Source organism: Pseudomonas sp. ChxA (assembly GCF_030263855.1).
Lineage (GTDB): Bacteria > Pseudomonadota > Gammaproteobacteria > Pseudomonadales > Pseudomonadaceae > Aquipseudomonas > Aquipseudomonas fluorescens_CB.
The window spans coordinates 4,497,248-4,512,253 of sequence record NZ_JARPMK010000001.1; the positions used below are offsets into that span (position 1 = coordinate 4,497,248).

Annotated in this window: 12 protein-coding genes; 5 read left to right on the forward strand and 7 right to left on the reverse strand. The window is 61.3% G+C overall.

All coding sequences use genetic code 11. The annotated features are described in order from the left end of the window. Positions 1-62: 62 nt before the first annotated feature. The 3 genes from P5706_RS19865 to P5706_RS19875 all read left to right on the forward strand — a co-directional run bounded on the left by P5706_RS19865 (position 63) and on the right by P5706_RS19875 (position 3,503). Entirely contained in the window at positions 63-803 is a 741-nt protein-coding gene (locus tag P5706_RS19865; protein WP_285681138.1) for a response regulator, read from the forward strand. Next, on the forward strand, positions 800-2,107 hold the full coding sequence (locus tag P5706_RS19870; protein ID WP_285681140.1) for an ATP-binding protein: 1,308 nt from the start codon (positions 800-802) through the stop codon (positions 2,105-2,107). Before P5706_RS19865 ends, P5706_RS19870 begins: the two co-directional genes overlap by 4 nt. A gap of 313 nt (positions 2,108-2,420) precedes the next feature. After that, positions 2,421-3,503, forward strand: coding sequence for an LLM class flavin-dependent oxidoreductase (locus P5706_RS19875; protein WP_285681143.1), 1,083 nt, complete (start codon positions 2,421-2,423; stop codon positions 3,501-3,503). A 147-nt stretch (positions 3,504-3,650) separates the two neighbouring features. Here the strand turns inward: P5706_RS19875 and P5706_RS19880 are convergent, their stop codons facing one another. Together P5706_RS19880 and P5706_RS19885 are read right to left on the reverse strand one after the other, a co-directional pair. Beyond that, on the reverse strand, positions 3,651-4,445 hold the full coding sequence (locus P5706_RS19880) for a class II aldolase/adducin family protein (RefSeq protein ID WP_285681146.1): 795 nt from the start codon (positions 4,443-4,445) through the stop codon (positions 3,651-3,653). 651 nt (positions 4,446-5,096) lie between these two features. Then, positions 5,097-6,002 (reverse strand): LysR family transcriptional regulator, encoded by a 906-nt coding sequence (locus P5706_RS19885; RefSeq protein ID WP_200434298.1) that lies wholly within the window; start codon positions 6,000-6,002, stop codon positions 5,097-5,099. Between the two features lie 225 nt (positions 6,003-6,227). Here P5706_RS19885 and P5706_RS19890 point away from each other — a divergent pair, with 225 nt between their 5' ends. Continuing rightward, entirely contained in the window at positions 6,228-6,839 is a 612-nt protein-coding gene (locus P5706_RS19890; RefSeq protein ID WP_200434299.1) for a cysteine dioxygenase family protein, read from the forward strand. After that, on the forward strand, positions 6,836-8,419 hold the full coding sequence (locus P5706_RS19895; RefSeq protein ID WP_200434300.1) for a rhodanese-related sulfurtransferase: 1,584 nt from the start codon (positions 6,836-6,838) through the stop codon (positions 8,417-8,419). The genes P5706_RS19890 and P5706_RS19895 overlap by 4 nt, the downstream gene beginning before the upstream one ends. A gap of 37 nt (positions 8,420-8,456) precedes the next feature. Here P5706_RS19895 and P5706_RS19900 read toward each other — a convergent pair whose 3' ends face one another. The 5 genes from P5706_RS19900 to P5706_RS19920 all read right to left on the reverse strand — a co-directional run bounded on the left by P5706_RS19900 (position 8,457) and on the right by P5706_RS19920 (position 14,881). Further along, positions 8,457-9,236 (reverse strand): Type III secretion system effector HopBA1, encoded by a 780-nt coding sequence (locus P5706_RS19900; protein ID WP_285681150.1) that lies wholly within the window; start codon positions 9,234-9,236, stop codon positions 8,457-8,459. Positions 9,237-9,464: 228 nt separating this feature from the next. After that, positions 9,465-10,826 carry a hypothetical protein gene (locus tag P5706_RS19905; protein ID WP_285681152.1) on the reverse strand — a complete coding sequence of 454 codons (1,362 nt, stop codon included), beginning with the start codon at positions 10,824-10,826 and terminating at the stop codon, positions 9,465-9,467. 60 nt (positions 10,827-10,886) lie between these two features. Then, on the reverse strand, positions 10,887-11,855 hold the full coding sequence (locus P5706_RS19910) for a lytic transglycosylase domain-containing protein (RefSeq protein WP_285681154.1): 969 nt from the start codon (positions 11,853-11,855) through the stop codon (positions 10,887-10,889). A gap of 44 nt (positions 11,856-11,899) precedes the next feature. Continuing rightward, the gene (locus tag P5706_RS19915; RefSeq protein ID WP_285681157.1) at positions 11,900-14,242 is read right to left on the reverse strand and encodes a type III effector HrpK domain-containing protein; all 2,343 of its coding nucleotides are present in this window, start codon (positions 14,240-14,242) and stop codon (positions 11,900-11,902) included. A gap of 102 nt (positions 14,243-14,344) precedes the next feature. Further along, complete coding sequence (locus tag P5706_RS19920; protein ID WP_200434308.1) at positions 14,345-14,881, reverse strand: RNA polymerase sigma factor; 537 nt, start codon at positions 14,879-14,881, stop codon at positions 14,345-14,347. Positions 14,882-15,006 lie beyond the last annotated feature (125 nt).

Genomic DNA, 15,006 nt, shown 5'->3' on the forward strand with positions numbered 1-15,006 from the left:
CAAGGCAAAGCCTGCGGCGATGGCTAGACTGCCGCCCAAGAGCATTTAACGAGGAAGGCAGCATGGATCATGTCGATCACATCCTGATCGTCGATGACGACCGGGAAATCCGCGAACTGGTGGGCAATTACCTGAAGAAAAACGGCATGCGCACCACCGTGGTTGCCGATGGCCGCCAGATGCGCAGCTTCCTCGACACCACGCCCGTGGACTTGATCGTGCTGGATATCATGATGCCCGGCGACGACGGCTTGCAGCTGTGCCGCGAACTGCGGGTGGGCAAGCACAAAACCACGCCAGTGCTGATGCTCACGGCGCGCAACGATGAAACCGACCGCATCATCGGCCTGGAAATGGGCGCCGATGATTACCTGGTCAAGCCTTTCTCCGCGCGTGAATTGCTCGCGCGCATCAATGCCGTACTGCGGCGCACCCGCATGCTGCCACCGAACCTGATAGTGAGTGAAACCGGGCGGCTGATTCGCTTTGGCCGCTGGCGCCTCGACACCACCGCCCGCCATCTGCTCGACGAAGACGACACTCTGGTGGCCCTCAGCGGCGCCGAATACCGCCTGTTGCGGGTGTTTCTCGACCACCCGCAGCGCGTACTCAACCGCGACCAATTGCTGAACCTGACCCAGGGGCGTGACGCCGACCTGTTCGATCGCTCCATCGACCTGCTGGTGAGCCGCTTGCGCCAACGCTTGCTGGATGACGCCCGCGAACCGGCCTATATCAAGACCGTGCGCAGTGAGGGTTATGTGTTTTCACTGCCGGTGCAAATCCTCGGGGCCGAGCAATGAAGCCATGGCGGTTTGGGTGGCCGCGCACACTGGCGTCCCAGCTGTCGCTGATCTTTTTGATCAGCCTGCTGTGTGCCCATGGGTTGTCGTTCAGTGCGCAGTTCTACGAGCGCTATATCAGTGCGCGTACGGTGATGCTCGGCAACCTGGAAAACGATGTGTCCACTTCGGTGGCCATTCTCGACCGCCTGCCCGCCAACGAGCGCGCCGGCTGGCTGGCGCGTATCGACCGGCAGAATTACCGATACTTGCTCAACGCCGGCGAAGTCGGTGAACCGATGAGCAGCAACGACGTGCCAATGGCCGCCACCTCGATTGCGGACGCCCTGGGCGAGCATTACGCCCTGACCTTCCGCGAGATCCCCGGCATCCAGAAACACTTCCAGGTACACCTGACCCTGGCTGATGGCAACCCGATCACCCTCGACGTACGCCCCGCCGCCCTGCCCGTGGCCTATTGGTTGCCGGTGGTGCTGGTGCTGCAACTGGCGCTGCTGCTCGGCTGCACCTGGGTCGCGGTGCGCCTGGCCGTGCGCCCGCTGACGCGCCTGGCGCGTGCGGTCGAAACCCTCGACCCGAACGCCCACCCAACGCCATTGGACGAAAGCGGCCCGAGTGAAGTCGCGCATGCCGCTGCGGCGTTCAATGCCATGCAACAACGCATTGCCGAGTACCTCAAGGAGCGCATGCAAATCCTCGCGGCGATTTCCCATGACCTGCAAACCCCAATCACCCGCATGAAACTGCGCGCCGAGTTTATGGATGACAGTGCCGACCGCGACAAACTGTGGAGCGACCTCAGCGAAATGGAGCACCTGGTACGTGAAGGCGTGGCGTATGCGCGCAGCGTTCATGGCGCCACCGAGGCCAGCCACCGCATTGACCTGGACGCCTTTCTCGACAGCCTGGTGTTTGACTATCAGGACATGCAAAAGCAGGTCAGCCTGCGCGGCAAAAGCGCGATGATCCTCGACACCCGCCCGCACGCGCTGCGCCGCGTGTTGGTGAACCTGGTGGACAACGCCCTCAAATTCGCCGGCAGCGCCGAGCTGGAAGTCGGCTCGACAGCCCATGGCGAGCTGTCGATCAAGGTGTTGGACCCAGGCCCGGGAATTGCCGAAGCCGAGCTGGCGCAGGTGCTGCAGCCGTTCTACCGGGTAGAAAGCTCACGCAATCGTGGCACCGGCGGCACCGGGCTGGGCTTGGCGATAGCCCAGCAACTGGCGGTGGCGATCGGCGGTTCGCTGACCTTGAGTAATCGGGTCGAAGGCGGCTTGTGCGCCGAGATTCGTTTGAGTCTTTAGCGGTATCCGTTAAGGGCGAACACTGTTCTGCGGCGAGCAGGCTTGCCCTGCGTTGGGCTGCGCAGCGGCCCCTTTCAGCTGCCTCACCGCGCCGTCTGAATTGGGGCGGCTTCGCCACCCAACGCAGGGCAAGCCTGCTCGCCACATTGAGTGCACAGATTTAATAAAACTTACGCATGATAATTCTGCTTTTTATAATTAGGTTAGAACCAACAGGCATTTTACAGACCCCGCCACGGCCCTTACTTTTGACCCGAGTGACCGACCCCACGCCCGGAGGAGGTGTTAATCGCGCAATCGACAAGGACAGACCATGAGCATCGAATTTATCGGTTATATCGGCGGCCATCACGCTTCCGAGATTCACCCGCGCAGCGGCCCTACCCTGCAACCGGACTACGTCGAAACCGTGGCCCTCGCCCACGAAGCAGCGGGCTTCGACCGCGCGTTGGTGGCGTTTCATTCCAACAGCCCGGACAGCACGCTGATCGCCGCGCATGCCGCCAGCGTGACCCAAAAGCTGCAGTTCCTGATCGCCCATCGCCCAGGTTTTGCACAGCCGACCTTGGCCGCACGCCAGTTCGCGACCCTGGACGTGTTCAACGGCGGGCGCACGGCCGTGCATATCATCACCGGCGGCGATGACCGTGAACTGCGCGCCGATGGCAGCCACATCGGCAAGGACGAACGCTACGCACGTACCGACGAATACCTGAGCGTGGTGCGCCAGGAATGGAGCAGCGAACAGCCCTTCGATTTCAAAGGCACCTACTATCAGGTCGAAGGCGCGCACTCGACGGTGAAATCGCCGCAGCAGCCGCATATCCCGCTGTACTTCGGCGGCTCTTCAGCCGCTGCGATTGCGGTGGCTGGCAAGCATGCCGACGTGTATGCGCTGTGGGGTGAAACCTACGAGCAGGTGCGCGAAGTGGTGAACCAGGTGCGCGCAGAAGCGGCCAAGCACGGGCGCACGATTCGCTTCAGTTTGTCGTTGCGACCGATCCTTGCGCAAACTGAGGAGCTGGCTTGGGCACGTGCCGAGACCATCTTGCAGCAGGCGACGGCACTGGCTGAAAAGCAGGGCTTTGTGCGCCGCGAACCACCCAACGAAGGCTCGCGCCGCTTGCTGGCAGCGGCAGCGCAGGGTTCGCGCCTGGATAAGCGCCTATGGACCGGGATCGCCGAGTTGCTGGGCGCGCAGGGCAACTCCACTTCATTGGTCGGCACCGCCGAACAAGTCGCGCAGGCATTGCTGGACTACTACGACCTGGGCATCACCACCTTCCTGATACGCGGGTTCGACCCGCTCAACGACGCAATCGACTACGGCAAGCAGCTGATCCCACTGACCCGCCAGCTGGTCGCCGAGCGCGAACAAGCCAAACAGGTCGCCTAATCACACCACAAAACCCATGTGAGAGCTGATCAACTGTGGGAGCTGGCTTGCCTGCGATAGCGGTGTCTCAGTCAACATCAATCTTGACTGTTACACCGCTATCGCAGGCAAGCCAGCTCCCACAGGAGTCTGGCGTCGAGCACGGATTCAGTTTTTGTAGTCGGTATCCGTACGCTCCAACTGCCGAACCAACGCATTCCAATGCCGCACCACACCCGGCCCTGCGCCATTGCTGAACACCTTGGCCTGCTCCTCCACCTTGGCCACCACCTCTGCCGGCGGGAAGACAAGCTCGGCATTGCCGCCCGCCTGCGCCGCGATCTGGATATTGCACGCGCGCTCCAGCCCTTGCAGTTGCTGGAAGGCGTGTTCCACGCTGATACCGGCAGTCAACAGCCCATGGTTACGCAAGATCATCACACTCTTGTCACCCAGGTCGGCCACCAGCCGCTCGCGCTCATCCAGGTCCAACGCCACGCCTTCATAACCGTGGTAGGCCACGCGCCCGGAGAACGCAATGGAGTGCTGGGAGATCGGCAGCAGGCCATCCTTCTGCGCCGACACCGCAATGCCGTCGCGCGTATGGGTGTGCAGCACCGCTTGCAGGTCATGACGCGCGCCGTGGATGGCGCTGTGGATCACGTAACCTGCGTAGTTGATACCCAGGCCGGTCGGGTCGTCGACAATCGTGCCGTCGAGGTCGACCTTGACCAGGTTGGAGGCGTTGATTTCATCGAACAACAGCCCGTAGGCGTTGATCAGGAAGTGCTCATCCGGCCCCGGCACACGGGCAGAAAAGTGCGTGTAGATGTGGTCGGTCCACTTATACAACGCCGCCAGCCGATAGGCCGCCGCCAGTTTGACGCGCACCTCCCACTCTTCTGGCGTGACGCGTTGGCGGACGTTGCTGGAAACGCTGGAAATCGAGGTGACGCTGCTCATGGCAAAACTTCCTGGATGGCCTTAAGGACTTCCAGTCAGCCTATGGGATGGCCAAAAATAATAAAAAGCACATTTTAATCTAAGCTAATTATTATTTTTTTTTATGAAAAGAGTGGGTGGTAGACGCGACCAATGTGGGAGCTGGCTTGCCTGCGATGGCATCAACTCGATGTGCCTGATACACCAAGGTGTCTGCATCGCAGCGATGCGGCGACCCGACAAGCCAGCTCCCACAGAAAAGCAGCTCTTAAGTGTATTCAGAGAGGCTTTTGCTTTGCACTTGATCTGGCTCTTGCTTCAACCACTCAGATCGGCTTTCAGGCCGCCGTGCTGTAGATCTTGATCTTGATCTGCTTTTGATCTGAGACGCCCCGTTAACCACGATGGCCGAACGCAGGCTTGAATCCGTGGGTAACCCGGCAGGACGCCGGGTTAGCCGCGCTGGGCCAAGGATGGCCCATCGCGGCGGCCCACGGATTCAAGCCGGAGTGAGGGCACACCGAGCCTAAGCGAGGTGCCGAGTGGTGGGGCGAAGACTTTTTGGTTACTTTTGTGTCTTTACAAAAGTGACCCGCCGTAAGGGCGGAACCCTACTCAGCCGTTACCGCAGCAACGGATATACACCCCGACAAACAGCTCCCCCCCTCAATCTCAAGCAGCATTGCGAATCTTGTGTAAAGACGCAGCCACCAGCGTCCCAAATGCATCCACCGGCCCTTGCAGGTTGCCCAGAAAGTGCGGGTAGATCAGCCACAAATCCATCACCGGTTTGAAGTCCTTGAGCGGCACCACCGCCAAGTGCTCAAGGTGCGCACTGCGCTCCAACAGCGGGCGCGGCACCAGTCCCAAGCCCAGGCCGTCCGCCACCAGGCCCAGTTGCAACTCGGTGCCAAAGGTTTCCAGATTCACCCGCAGCGCCAAGCCCTGGTCGGACAAGGTGCGCTGCAACCCGGCACGAAAACCACAGCCATCCGGGTTGAGAATCCAGCCGCCCTGATACACATCAGCCAACTTGCAGGGCTTTTTCGGCAACTGTGCCTTGGCACACACCACCACTAACTCCATCTTGCCGATGGACTCACCGACAATGTTGTCCGGGAAGATCTTGCCCGCCGGGAACAACGCCACCGCCGCATCCAGCTCGCCACGCTCGATCTTGCCGACCAATTGGCTGCCCCAACCCGTCGCGACCTGGGCGCGCAGGTCGGGGTATTCGCTGCGCAAGTGCTTGAGTGCATCCAGCAGCACCACATCGCCGATGGTCTGCGGCACACCCAGGCGCAACACACCGCTAGGCGGCGCATCGGTGGCCACCAACTCACGCAGGGCATCCATCTCGCGCAGGATCAGCCGGCATTGTTCATACACACGGGTGCCGATCAGCGTAGGTTTGAGAGGTTTGGTGTTGCGGTCGAACAACTCCACGCCCAGCGCCTGCTCAAAGTTCTGCACGCGGCGGGTGATAGCCGGCTGAGTCAGCTGCAACGACTCGGCGGCGTGGCTGATGGACTGGCAACGAATCACTTCGACAAAGGCATCGATATCGTCAATTTTCATTTGGGCCGCACATAGAGAACAGTCATTAAGATGTGTGGCAAGCATAGTTGTCACACGGCTGTCTGGATAGCCCGCGCTGTGATCGATAACGTCTAACGCTATTCAGACCGGTTCTAAATTACCTAAAGCTATAAGCTAATCATTAAAAAACAGCATATTAACTATAAACATTATGCTTATATAAACCCATCACGCCATCCCCATAACCGCAATGATGGAATTGCCATGACCCAGGCCCGACACCCCGAAAGACTCAGAGCCTTTATAGGCGCCCTGGCGGAATTGATCGACGGCAACCCACGCGAAGGCGATCTGTTGCACCGTGGCGGCAAGCTGTTGGCGCAACTGGTCAGCCATGACGACTGGCTCCCCGACGAGTACGCCCAACCGGATCCCGAGCGCTATCAGCAATTTTTGCTCCACGCCGATTCACGCCAGCGTTTCAGCATCGTCAGCTTTGTCTGGGGGCCGGGCCAGCGCACGCCGATTCACGACCATCGGGTGTGGGGCCTGATCGGCATGTTGCGCGGTGCGGAGTTTTCCCAAGGTTTTGAGCGGGCACCCGATGGCAATTTGATCGCCGAAGGCAAACCGGTCCAACTGCTGCCCGGCCAGGTTGAGGCAGTGTCGCCCAAGGTCGGTGATATCCATCAGGTCAGCAATGCCCACAGCGACCAAGTGTCGATCAGCATTCACGTATACGGCGCCAATATCGGTGCCGTGCGCCGTGCGGTGTACCAGCCCGACGGCAGCGAGAAACTGTTTATCTCCGGTTATTCCAACGCCTACCTCCCGAACATCTGGGATTTGTCCAAAGAAAAGAGCCCTGCCCTATGACCACCGTATCGAACCGCAGCTTCGCCCAGATTCGCCAGGCCCTGTTGGACCGTGAAGAAGTCGCCTTGGTCGACGTGCGCGAAGAAGCGCCCTTTGCCGAGTCGCATCCGCTGTTCGCTGCGAATATCCCGCTGTCCAAGCTGGAGCTGGAGGTGTATGCGCGCATTCCCCGTCGCGATACCCAAGTGACGGTCTACGACAATGGCGAAGGGTTGGCCGAACGCGCCGCCGCACGCCTGGTTGCGCTGGGCTACACCCAGGTCAGCCTGCTCGAGGGTGGCCTGGACGGTTGGCGCCGCGCCGGTGGAGAGCTGTTTATCGACGTCAACGTACCCAGCAAGGCCTTCGGCGAGTTGGTTGAGAGCGAGCGCCACACGCCCTCGTTGGCCGCCGAAGAAGTGCAGGCCCTGCTCGACAGCCAAGCCGATGTGGTGGTGCTCGACGCGCGCCGCTTCGACGAATACCAGACCATGAGCATTCCTACCGGCATCAGCGTGCCGGGTGCCGAACTGGTGCTGCGCGCGCGTGAGCTGGCACCCGACCCGGCCACCCGCATCATCGTCAACTGCGCCGGGCGCACCCGCAGCATTATCGGCACCCAGTCGCTGATCAACTCAGGCATCGCCAACCCGGTGTCGGCACTGCGCAACGGCACAATCGGCTGGACCCTGGCCGGGCAGAAACTCGCCCATGGCCAATCGCGCCGCTTTGCGCCGACCAGCGAAGAACACCGCCAGATCGCCGCGCAGGATGCGCGCCGGGTGGCCGACAAGGCGCAGGTTGGCCGCGCCACGCTCGCCGATCTGCAACGCTGGCAGCAAGAACCCAAGCGCACCACGTACCTGTTCGATGTGCGCACGCCGGAGGAATTCGAAGCCGGCCACTTGCCGGGCGCGCGCTCCACACCGGGCGGCCAGTTGGTGCAGGAAACCGACCACGTGGCCAGCGTGCGCGGAGCGCGGTTGGTGCTGGCCGATGACGACGGCGTGCGGGCCAATATGTCCGCGTCATGGCTGGCGCAATTGGGCTGGGAGGTGCATGTGCTGGACGCACTGCAACCAGCGAACTTCAGCGAACACGGTGCGTGGGTCGCGCCGGTGCCGGCGCCCTTGCAGGCCGAACTGATCAGCCCCCACACCCTGGCCGAGTGGCTGCCCCATGGCGATACGGCGGTGCTGGATTTCACCCCAAGCGTCAACTACGTCAAACGCCATATCCCCGGTGCCTTCTGGGCTTTGCGGGCGCAATTGCCCCAGGCCCTGGCCAAGGTGCCGCCCGCCGAACGCTACGTGCTGACCTGCGGCACCAGCCAACTGGCGCGCCTGGCGGTCGCCGAGGTCGAAGCGATCACCGGCAAGCCGGTCTTCCTGTTGCAAGGTGGCACGCTTAACTGGATCGCCGAAAAACTGCCGCTGGAAGAAGGCGAGACCCATCTCGCGTCACCGCGTATCGACCGCTACCGCCGCCCATACGAAGGCACCGACAGCCCGAAGGAAGCCATGCAAGCGTACCTGGACTGGGAATTCGGCCTGGTCGACCAACTGGCGCGCGATGGCACCCACGGTTTCTACGTGATCTGAGCCGCCCACGCCTGCCTGCATCCCTGTGGGGTGCAGGCTAGCTATTCGCGAGGGTGGTTTCGATCAGCGGTTTATTATCAAGCGAGCGCATCCGACTCTGCCCCAGGGCCAGAGCATCCTTTTCACCTTCGAAGGCAAATCCCATCACCGGCCCAGGACGCATGTCACTGGGCCCATTTGCATCGCCTGTTCGAAAGTGAGTCGCGCCGCCCCACACAATCGCCTTGCTCATGGATGCGCTTGACAGCTCTCGGACAAGCGCCATGTCCCACGCACCATTCAACGCCAGCCTTTTTCTCATGTAGGCCAATGACTCGCGCAGGTTGGTAGGCGCTGGCCCCGCAACGGCGCGGTCGATGCCGACTACTTTTATGCCGGCAGTCTTTAAGTCACAGATCGCCTTGGCCACGCGACCAGTCCATTCGTAACCATGCTTGCCCCAGTCCTTATTCAAGAAATCCTGCACGGCGCCCTCGCCATGGGACAAGGCAGCTTGAAAGGCAGCATTCTCTGAATACTTGACGAACTCGACCCCAGCCATTTCGACTCCAGCCTCTTTGAGTTTACTGGCCGCGCCGCTGACGAAGGCGGGAATCCCCAGTTTGCCGTGGGTGTCAGCCAGGTAAGTCACCTCATTCTTCGCGCACAGGCTCGCCAATATTTCCTGGGCGGGCATATTGATATGCCCGCTTCTATCGATTGGAAACTGCGGAACAACAACCTTGGAAACAACGGGTGACGCCTTGGGTGTGCTGACGCTTGGCGCTGCAATCGCAGGCTGCCTAAAAACGTGGTTTACAGGACCAACAGGATTCATCGAATAGCCTCACTGGGTGGGCACATCGGGAGCGCTTCGCGGCACAGTTTTTTCAAGCATTTCCGTGAGTGGGTAACCACGCAGATGGGTTCCCTGGGGCGTGCGCCCAAAGCACGCGCACTACACTGCGGTAGCGCCCTGGCTATTGGGTGCGACAGCGCGCGCTCGCAGCTGACCAAGCAAAAAAAACCCGGGAGCGAACCCCCGGGACTTTTTCATACCCGCCAATCAGACCTCGGAGCCACCTTGCGGATCAACGCCCCGCGCCGGGCGCTGGCGCAACCGGTTCGCCAAACCGGCGACTGCGTTAGCACCCGCCTCGGCGGCTGACGACAGGCCTTCAGCCACAGCGCTTGCTGCGCTCATCGCCTTGGCTGGCACGTCTTCTTGCAACGTCTTGGTCGCAGCCTTACTGGCCGGGTCGGTCAACACCCCCACCGCGCCGTAAGCGCCAAACGTCATGGCTGACATGGCAACGTTGGTAGCGCCGTCTGCGGCGGCGATGGCCGCAGGCGAATACCCGGCCTTGGCCGCCGCGCCCTTGACCATGCTGCGGGCTACGGTTGCCAAGGCTCCGCCACCGCCCAGCGCCAAGCCGTTTGCCGTTGCACTGCTGGCAGAAATGACGCCACCCAGGGACTTGGCCGTGTCCGTCAAGATGTCCAGCGGCAGTTTGGCCAACCGCTTGCCACTGTTGATCAACGGGTCGCGTGTGGTGCTGCAATCTCTGAGGGTTTCATACTGCTTTTTCCAATCCTGGCGCCCGAACAGGTATTCGGGGCCGGCGCGGTGAGCGTGCAGGTCACTGCGGCGCGTGGCCACCGCATACCCGGCGCCAGCGGCCATGCCGCCGGCCGAACCAAACACGGTATCCGCCGCCGCAGCCGCCTTGGGGTGGCCGGTGCCCATCAGCGCCGTTGCTACCAGGCCCCTGGCAACGTTACGCAAACTGAACGTCTGATTCGCCAGCGCCGAATCCAGCGCACGGCGGCCCAGGTTCTCCGTGCCCCTGGCCTCCTGAGCCTGCTGCATCACTGGCTCAAGCACCTCGGCCGGCGCCTTGAGCCACATTGAGTCATGGGTAGTACGCGCCAGCACGCCACTGGCTGCCGTGTCGATCGCGCCCGAAAACGCCCCCCCAATAAACCCGGTATAGGACGGGTTTCCAGCGGCCTTTTGAGTGATGTCCGGCACCTTGTCGAGCAGCACCGAGGCCACCGCAAAAGGTGCCGACCCCATCGCCCCAAGTGCCGGCAATGTTACCCGATCCATACGCGTGGCCTTGTCGAGCAAACGCTCCACATCGGCCGCTGTCTGCCCCATCGCCTGCAACTGCCCGGCGCGGTCCTTGACCAATGCGCCTAGGGCTTGCTTGTTGTCGGGCGTTTCGTGCGGGGCAAAAATATCCGCCATTTTTTGCTCCAGGTCCAACAGCACCTGAGGATCATTGACGCTACTGACCGGCGCGGCGCCGGCTATCGCGCTATGGCCCAGCGGCTGCATCGGGATGCCCTGGTTGCGTCGCTCGACTTCAAATGCCAACTCGGGCAATACCGGTGGATGAGAACTGATTCTTGGGGGATTACTCATGCTTATAGCCTCCTGGCAAATCGGGTAACAACGTACTGCCTACACGGGTGAATAATGTTTTTAAGCCGGTAATTGCCCCTGGCCGCTGCCGATGATCTGGGCGAAGTGCTGCACGTTTTTCACGTAGTCCGGGTCGCCCACGCCGCCGACGTCCGCCAGGTTATTGCGGTTGACCTTGTCCGGCCCCGAGTTGTACGCACGCAGCGCCGCGCCGATATCACCGCCAAACGCCTTGCTCTGGTCACGCAGATAGAGCGCGCCGGCCATGATGTTGTCGTGGATCGCGTTGCCGTTGAATTTGTCCGGGTTCTCGCTCTTCATTTCCGCAGCGGTGTCGGCGTTGACCTGCATCAAGCCGCCATCGGTCTTGCCGTTGACGTTGGTGCTGGACGCATTCGAATCGCCACGAGATTCGGCCCAGATCTGCCCAGCGATAACGCTGGCGGGCATTCCGGTTTTCTGCGCGGCTTCCTGGATGTCGGCGCGATACGGTTCCAGTGCCGGTGGCAGGTGCAAGTCACCGCTGCCCGTCACGCTGGTGTTGCCCGACGCTGCACTCGCAGGCGCATTGCCGGCCGCCGGGGCGGCTTGCGCTGGAGCCGCAGCGCCACCGCCCTGGTCAGCCACGCCGCTACGTGGAATGTGCGGGGCCGGCTTGGCCGAGCCCGAGCCCGAATCGCCACTATCGGACCCCGAGTCGCCATTTTTTTGCATCAGTGACTGCAGGAACTGCATCACCACCTTGAGGATGTCTTCGATCATCTGATTGAGCGAACCACTCTGGTCCGCGTCATTTTTCTGATCAGCCGACTTGGGCTGTGTGGTGGTCGAGGAAGGGTCTGAAGGCGTGCCGAAGTCGATAGGTTTGTCCGGGCGTGCAGCCGTCAGTTCCTTGGCCCCGGCAGGCGCGCCCTGCCCAGCTTGCCCATGCTGCGCTGAGGCAGGCTGGGAACCCTGGCCCAGGACTTTCTCAAGGTCTTTCTCAATGTCTTGAATCGCGGTACGCAGCGACGCAGGGGAAATATTCAAAGCAGTACTCCTTGGTGGCTAATCTCAGGAACGAGGCGTGTTGATCAATGCGGTTTCGGAATGCCGAACTGGTTGAGCGTCGGGTCGACGTTATGGTCGAACGCCTTGGCTTCTGCGTGCTTCTTCACCGCCGCGATGATCGCGGCGATGCCCAGGCCAATACTCGCGAGGGCATCCACTGCCCAGCCGATAGGGCCGGCAGCGGCGCCGATAACGCTGGCAGCCATCGCCCCGGCAGCTTCTGCACCGACTGCCACCCCCACGCGAATCGCCGCACCGGCCGCCATGCGGCCCAGGCCCACGGTGGCTTCGTGGCCCGCCATCGAGCGCACCGCGTCCACACCGTCCTTGACGCTGCTGATGCCCTTCTTGACGTCATCCACGTCGTCTTTGACGTTCTGCGCCTTTTGCGTGGCCGTCATCGCCAGGGTCGCGGTGGCCGTCGCATCGCCATTGGCCGCACTGTTGAGGAAGCTGCGTCCGGCCTTGGACTGCTGCAAGGCATCGAGGGTAGAACTCTGGAAGCCCGCCTGCTGGGCGCCGACAAACGCGGGCGGCAATACGCTTTCATAGGCCGCGCGGTGATCGTTCACGGTTTGCAGCGCTTGGGTGGCGTCGGGTTTCTTGCCACTCAGGCCCTGCTGCAACTCGCCGCCCTGGGTGAAGTTGGCCTGGTAGGCGTCCTGCATTTTCCATTGCAGCGCGGGCTGGTTGCCCAGCACCTGCTGCGCCGTCGGCACCTTGGCGTTAGGGCCAAGCAAATCCTGCTGCAACTGCAACTGGGCCGACAGGCCGTTGGCCGCGCTGCTGTAGTCGGGCGCCGCGGCACCCTTTTTCATGTTCTTCTCGGCCGTGTCCATATCCGCGCTCAGGGCCGAGCCGTTGTTGACGTTTTTCATCTGGTCGTAAACCGCCTTGGTCAACGAAGGGTCGCTGGCTACCAGGGCTTTTTCCTGTTCCGGCACAGCTTTTTGCAGATAGGCCTGCACGTCCGGGTCGTTTTGCAATTGGCTGATATCGTCGGACAGGGCTTTTTCGGTATCGCCGGTTTTGCGCAGGTCGCTGCCTGCATCGACGCTCAGTTTGGTCTGTTGCAACTTGACCATCACCGCTGCTTTTTGCGCGCCGGAGTAATTCTGCGGGTTCTTGAAAACGTCGGCGCCCAGCTTGCTGATATCGACGTTGGCCACCGCATTGATGGTCGCGGCATCGCTGACCATGCTGGCGAATTCGCCGCCATTTTTGGGCGCCTGGTTTTTAATCCAGCCACTGATATTCGCCGCGTTAAACAAACCATCCGGGCTATGGGCCGCCAGAGCGTGACCCGACAGCCCGCCTTGATCGAGCAGGTTGAAAAAGCCCGGTTGCGACCAGGTCTTTGCGGCTTGGCGTGTCACACCTGCCAACCCCGGGTTGCTGTTTTGCAACGCGGCCAGGCCGGCCTGGTCGGTGAGGCCATCGACCTTGGTCTGGCCGTTGGCACCTGCGGCGTGCGCCGGGTCCGCAGCGGCAGTCAAGGGTTCGTTGGCGCGCATCACCGACGCGGAGATCACCATTTGCAGCGATTGCTCGTCGGCGTTCGGGTTGGCTTTCTGGTACGCCGCCAGGTCCTTGCTGGCGCCGTCGGCGGAGCTTTGCATCTGGCTGACGAACTTGCTGAGGTCTTTGTTGTTGATGATCCCATCGGCCTTGGGGTTGATCGCGGTATCGATAGCGTTTTCCAACGCCGGGTTGGCCTTGATGAACGCCATGGCCTGCGCACCATTGGCCCCGCCTTCCTGGGCCATCTGCGCGGCGGCGATCGGTCGGTTGAGCTCTTTTTCGGCCTGCAACTGCTGGTCGGGCGGCAGGTTCGCGACCATCGGCGCCCAGCGCTTCAAGGCATCCGGGGTGTTGTATTTGGAGTCGTCCAGGAACTTACCGCTGTCACTGGCGGGCGCTACCGAGCTGGTCGCTGGTGCCGCGGGTGGTGCTGCCGGGGCCGCGCCTTGCACCGGCGCTGCGGCCGTGGTCGGCGCAGATGCTGTTGCAGGCGCAGCGCCTGAAGCCGCGCCTGACCCTGCTTCTACCCCTGGCGCCGACGCCGGGCCGGGTGCCGACTGCGGGTCAGCCGGCGGGTTGAACAGGTTCTTCATGAACTGATCAATCTGGTTTTTGAACGAGTTCAACTCAGTGCCCAGCTGCTTCTCGAAATCCGCGATCTGGGCGTTGCCGGCATCCAGCGTATCTTGCGTTTGCTTCAGGAACTCCAGCGGCTGAGCCTGGGAGCCGAACTGCACGCCGCCGTTTTTCGCAGGCCCACCGCCCTGCGCGTCCGACGTTGCGGGCGACGCCTGGGAATCTGCGACAGAGCTGCTACTGGAAAACGGGGAATTGGAAATGCGCATAGGGGGCCGCCACTTTCTGTTGGACATTTGTAATGCGTGGGACCAGAGCCACAAGAGGTTCCCTCCTCCTGTGTAATTAATTGGCCATCTGTGCCGCGCAGATCAAAATCCGCTGGAGACTCGTCGCTTGAGTTGCTCGCGCGCCCGCGACAACCGCGAGCGCACCGTCCCCACCGGCACCCCGAGTTGCGAGGCGGTGTCCAGGTAGTTGCCTTCCATCTCCATTGAGACGTGGATGATCTCCTGCATGTTCAGCGGCAAGGTGGCGATGGCGCCCACCACCCGCACCAACTGACGGCTGCCGTTGACCTCGCTGAACACATCGCTCTGATCGGTAATATCCAGCACTTCACGCTCCTCCAGGCAGGCCTGGAATGGCTGGTTGTAGAGCTGGCGAAAATGGCTGCGAATCAGGTTCATCGCGATACCGCACAGCCAGGTCAGCAGCAGCGATTCATTGCGAAATTTATGCTCGTTTCGCAAGGCTTCAAGAAAGGTGCCTTGCAGCAGGTCCTCGACATCATCGGGGTTCATCACCTTCTTTCTGATGAACAACCGAACCTTCTGCAACAGCGTCTCATCGAGTTGGCGAAGCGCGGAAATACCAGTGGAAAACGTCAGCGAATCGATCACACACATGGACAAATACCATTTCAAGATATGTCCTGCTTATAGAGCGATATACATGCCACAAATACACAAGCCCTATCTGACTGTTTTATAAGCATATTTTTTCTAAGGCTTTTGAAAAAATGCAAGATTCT

What these genes read in the sequence shown, in the direction of transcription:
- P5706_RS19905 (WP_285681152.1), bottom strand. Translation starts at nt 10,826, where the DNA reads ATGAGTAATCCCCCAAGAATCAGTTCTCATCCACCGGTATTGCCCGAG.
- P5706_RS19875 (WP_285681143.1), top strand. Translation starts at nt 2,421, where the DNA reads ATGAGCATCGAATTTATCGGTTATATCGGCGGCCATCACGCTTCCGAG.
- P5706_RS19900 (WP_285681150.1), bottom strand. Translation starts at nt 9,236, where the DNA reads ATGAATCCTGTTGGTCCTGTAAACCACGTTTTTAGGCAGCCTGCGATT.
- P5706_RS19920 (WP_200434308.1), bottom strand. Translation starts at nt 14,881, where the DNA reads ATGTGTGTGATCGATTCGCTGACGTTTTCCACTGGTATTTCCGCGCTT.
- P5706_RS19895 (WP_200434300.1), top strand. Translation starts at nt 6,836, where the DNA reads ATGACCACCGTATCGAACCGCAGCTTCGCCCAGATTCGCCAGGCCCTG.
- P5706_RS19865 (WP_285681138.1), top strand. Translation starts at nt 63, where the DNA reads ATGGATCATGTCGATCACATCCTGATCGTCGATGACGACCGGGAAATC.
- P5706_RS19885 (WP_200434298.1), bottom strand. Translation starts at nt 6,002, where the DNA reads ATGAAAATTGACGATATCGATGCCTTTGTCGAAGTGATTCGTTGCCAG.
- P5706_RS19870 (WP_285681140.1), top strand. Translation starts at nt 800, where the DNA reads ATGAAGCCATGGCGGTTTGGGTGGCCGCGCACACTGGCGTCCCAGCTG.
- P5706_RS19890 (WP_200434299.1), top strand. Translation starts at nt 6,228, where the DNA reads ATGACCCAGGCCCGACACCCCGAAAGACTCAGAGCCTTTATAGGCGCC.
- P5706_RS19880 (WP_285681146.1), bottom strand. Translation starts at nt 4,445, where the DNA reads ATGAGCAGCGTCACCTCGATTTCCAGCGTTTCCAGCAACGTCCGCCAA.
- P5706_RS19915 (WP_285681157.1), bottom strand. Translation starts at nt 14,242, where the DNA reads ATGCGCATTTCCAATTCCCCGTTTTCCAGTAGCAGCTCTGTCGCAGAT.